The sequence below is a fragment of the Natronomonas sp. genome (genome assembly GCF_028274965.1).
In the GTDB taxonomy this organism is placed as follows: domain Archaea; phylum Halobacteriota; class Halobacteria; order Halobacteriales; family Haloarculaceae; genus Natronomonas.
This window is the reverse complement of sequence record NZ_JAQCNO010000009.1, coordinates 1-3674: the sequence shown is the minus strand read 5'-3', so window position 1 is coordinate 3674 and position 3674 is coordinate 1. Positions and strand designations below refer to the sequence as shown.

The window sequence follows — 3674 nt, the reverse complement described above, 5'->3', positions numbered from 1 at the left end:
GACCGGAGCCAGCGCGAGGGATTTATAAATGCAATCGGTCGCGCGGCCGAGCTGAGCGGCGTCGGGGAACGGAGCGGAGACGGCGGTGGCGGCCAGTCGCGGCTCGGCGAGTTCTGACCCGCGTCGAACCGCTCGTCCCCGCTTCGTCGATCTCGCCGACTGCTCCGTATCGCGGCCGAGACGACCGGTACTCACCGATCTATATAGCGAACATAGAAAACGATTAATCGCCCGAGCGAGATCAACGCCTGTATGTCCGACAACAGCTGGTCGGCGAACCGGCGTACCTTCATCAAGACAGCGGGCGCGGGGGGCGCGGTCGCGCTCGCCGGGTGTTCCGGCGGCGGCGGCTCCGACGGCGGGTCGACCGGCGACGCGGGCGGCTCCGCGACCGAGGTCACGTGGGTGATGAACCCCGCTGAAGAGGAGATCGACATCCAGGTCCAGTACCAGCCGCTGTTCGAGTACATCGAGTCCGAGGCCGAAGTCGAGATCATCGAACAGCCGACCGCGAGCTACTCCGGGACGGCCCAGGAGCTCCGACGGGCCGCCGAGGGCGACCGCGTCTTCGCGGACACCTCTCCGGGCGCGGTCGCGCAGATTCCGGAGGAGATCGACGTGACGGGGATGCGAGTCGCGTACGGCGCGGAGAAGTACTTCTCGCTGATCACGACGACGACCGACAGCGACATCGAGGCGCTCGCCGACATCGAGGGGGAGGTCTTCGCTTCCGCCGCCCCCACGTCGGTCTCCGGAACGCTGTTCCCGCTTTTCATGCTCAGCAACGCCGGGCTCGACATCGGGAGCGCCCCCTCCGGCTCGCCCGAGGACTTCGAGCTCCGGACCTCTGACCACTCCACCGCCCGCGAGCAGCTCATCCAGGACGACCGGATCGCGGCCGCCGGCACGGGCGCCTTTTCCACGGCCGCACACGTCCCGCAAGCGCAGTTCGACGAGATGTCCCAGGAGTTCGTCGACATCTCCGCCGAGTACGACGGGGCGGGCGAAAACGACCCCGAACTCCAGCTCCTCGCGGTCTCCGACCCGATTCCCCGCGCGCCGATCGTGAGCAACGCCGCGTGGGAGGAGCCGCTCAAAGAGGACCTCCGACAGCTGATGATCGACGCCGAGCAGGAGGCGTTCGAGCACGACTCACAGGCCGACATCGCCGAGGCGCTCAACGTCGACCCCGAGATTCTCGACACCAACGAGTCCGAGCTCAGCGAGGACCAGCAGGACGACCTGAACTTAGTCGAGGCGCACTCGCTCTGGTTCAGCGGCGTCGTCGAGGCGACGAAAGCCGACTACGACCCCGTCGCGGAGCTCGGCCAAGAGCTCGGCTTAGAGTGGAGCAACCTGTAGGCCGGCGGTCTCACACCCCTCCTCATGACATACATCGAAGTCGACGGCCTCTCGAAGCGGTTCGGCGACACGGTCGCGCTCGACGACGTGTCGTTCGCGGTCCCCGACGGCGAGTTCGTCATCGTGCTCGGCGTCTCCGGCTCCGGCAAGTCCACGCTGTTGCGGGCGCTGAGCGGACTGCTCTCGCCGACGGACGGCGAGATCGCGATCGCCGGGGAGTCGATGGTCGGCCCGCGGCCCGAGGTCGCGATGATCTTCCAGCAACACAACATCATCGGCGACATGACGGCGTACTCGAACTCGCTTTCCGGCGGCGTTCACCGGTCCGGGTTCCTCTCCAGCGTGTTACAGCTCCAAGACGACGCCGAGAAACACCGCGCGCTCGACGCGCTCGACACGGTCGGCCTGCTCGACGAGGCCGAACAGAAGGCGCGCAGCATGAGCGGCGGGCAACAACAGCGGATCGGGATCGCCCGCGCGCTCGTCCAGCAGCCGAACGTCCTGCTCGCGGACGAGCCGGTCGCGAGCCTCGACCCCGGCAGCGCCCAGAGCGTGATGGGGTATCTCCGGACCGCCTCCGAGGACCGCGGTCTCACGACGTTCTGTAGCCTCCACCAGGTGAACATCGCCCGGAAGTTCGGTCACCGCTTCATCGGGCTCCGCGACGGCGAGAAGGTGTTCGACGGGTACCGCGACGATCTGACGATCGAGGTCATCGACGACATCTACGGCGACATCGACACCGAGGGGATGTTCGTCCGCGACGACGGTGACGCCGACGCCCCGACCGACGAGGTCGCGACGTCGTGACGGAAACGGAGCTGATCTACGAGTGACACCAGACACGACGGACTCAGACGGAACGGCCGGCGCGTTCGACGCCGACACGGACGTCCCGGATCGCATCGCCGACCAGTTCGAGAACATCAGACGAACGCGTCGCCGGCGGGCGCTGGGCTGGCTCGGGCTGTTCGCGTTCCTCGCGTTCGCCACGCTGCAGGCGTTCGCCGCGACGGAGCTTCTGAACCCGGACGCGCGCCTCGGGACGTTCACCGACTCGCTGACCGGGTTCTTCCCGATCACGAGCTACTTCGGCGTCGTCCCGTTCCTCGATTTGGGTCAGTACGTCGCGTTCATCAGACAGGAGAACCTGCTGTACGACCCCGAGATCGGCGGCCTGCTCTTCCAGTTCCCGCCGAACCCGACCGACGTGTACGCGTTCTTCTTCCGGGAGCTCGGGATCTTCCAGATCTTCGGGGAGGCCGGGATCACGCTCGCGATGGGGTTCGTCGGGACGGTCCTCGGATTCCCGGTGGCGCTCGTCTTCGGGACGCTCGGCTCCGAGCGCGTCACGCCGTTCCCGTTTAACTTTCTTTTCAGGGGCACGATGTCGTTTATCCGTGCGGTCCCGGCCATCATCTGGACGCTCATCTTCATCCCGTTTCTCGGGCTCGGTCCCTCCTCGGCCGCGATCGCGATCGCCTTCGATACGATCGGAAACCTCGGCCGGCTGTTCGTCGACGAGCTCGAAGAGATCGAGGACGGCCCGATAGAGGCCATGGAGACGACCGGCGCGAGCAAGCCGCAGGTCGTCTTCTTCGGCATGCTGAGTCAGGTCCGGACGGCGTTTATCGCGTGGACGCTGTACATCTTCGAGATCAACGTCCGCATCGGCGTCACCGTCGGCGTCATCGGCGCGGGCGGGCTCGGGTACGTCTTGGCCTCACAACAGAACCTGCTGCGGTTCACCAACATGATGGCGACGCTGCTCGCGATCTTCTTTCTCATCATCTCCGTTGAGCTGTTCAGCCAGCGGCTCCGGTCGCGGCTGCGCTCCGATGAGGTTCAGATGGGCATCTGGGAGCTCATCACCGGCTTCCCGCGCCGGATGGCCGAGTCGATGCTGAAGTGACGCCGCGGCTCCGCCGGACCGTCACAAGGGAAACCGACTTTTCGCTCGCCCTCTGAGACGGACGTATGAGCACCTTCGAGCCGCCCGCGGAGACGCTGGCGGACGTCGTCGTCGTCGACTACGGGCTCGGGAACCTACGGTCCGCGACCCGCGGGCTCGAACGCGCGGGGGCGTCGGTCGAGATCACGGACGACCCTGCGGCGTTCGCCGCGGCCGACGGGGTCGTTCTCCCCGGCGTCGGCGCGTTCCGAGAGGGGATGGAAAACGCCGGTCCGCTCCGCGAGGCGCTGACCGACCACGCCGCGGCGGGCCGCCCCCTGTTCGGCATCTGTCTCGGAATGCAGATGCTCCTCACCACGAGCGAGGAGGCCGACCACGAGGGCGAAGGCGAGGTGACCGG

4 protein-coding genes are annotated in these 3674 nt (G+C 66.9%); all 4 read left to right on the top strand.

Annotated features, from left to right (window positions below; translation table 11 throughout):
• Positions 1-252 precede the first annotated feature (252 nt).
• Complete coding sequence (locus tag Q0916_RS01385; RefSeq protein ID WP_299233330.1) at positions 253-1362, top strand: phosphate/phosphite/phosphonate ABC transporter substrate-binding protein; 1110 nt, start codon at positions 253-255, stop codon at positions 1360-1362.
• Positions 1363-1386: 24 nt separating this feature from the next.
• Positions 1387-2172, top strand: coding sequence for a phosphonate ABC transporter ATP-binding protein (locus tag Q0916_RS01380; RefSeq protein ID WP_349254490.1), 786 nt, complete (start codon positions 1387-1389; stop codon positions 2170-2172).
• 22 nt (positions 2173-2194) lie between these two features.
• The gene (gene phnE / locus Q0916_RS01375) at positions 2195-3274 is read left to right on the top strand and encodes a phosphonate ABC transporter, permease protein PhnE (RefSeq protein ID WP_299233328.1); all 1080 of its coding nucleotides are present in this window, start codon (positions 2195-2197) and stop codon (positions 3272-3274) included.
• Positions 3275-3339: 65 nt separating this feature from the next.
• A partial coding sequence (locus Q0916_RS01370) for a glutamine amidotransferase-related protein (RefSeq protein WP_414689305.1) occupies positions 3340-3674 on the top strand: 335 nt, incomplete at its 3' end.

Coding starts and splice junctions, on each gene's coding strand:
- Q0916_RS01385 (WP_299233330.1), top strand. CDS start 253: ATGTCCGACAACAGCTGGTCGGCGAACCGGCGTACCTTCATCAAGACA.
- Q0916_RS01380 (WP_349254490.1), top strand. CDS start 1,387: ATGACATACATCGAAGTCGACGGCCTCTCGAAGCGGTTCGGCGACACG.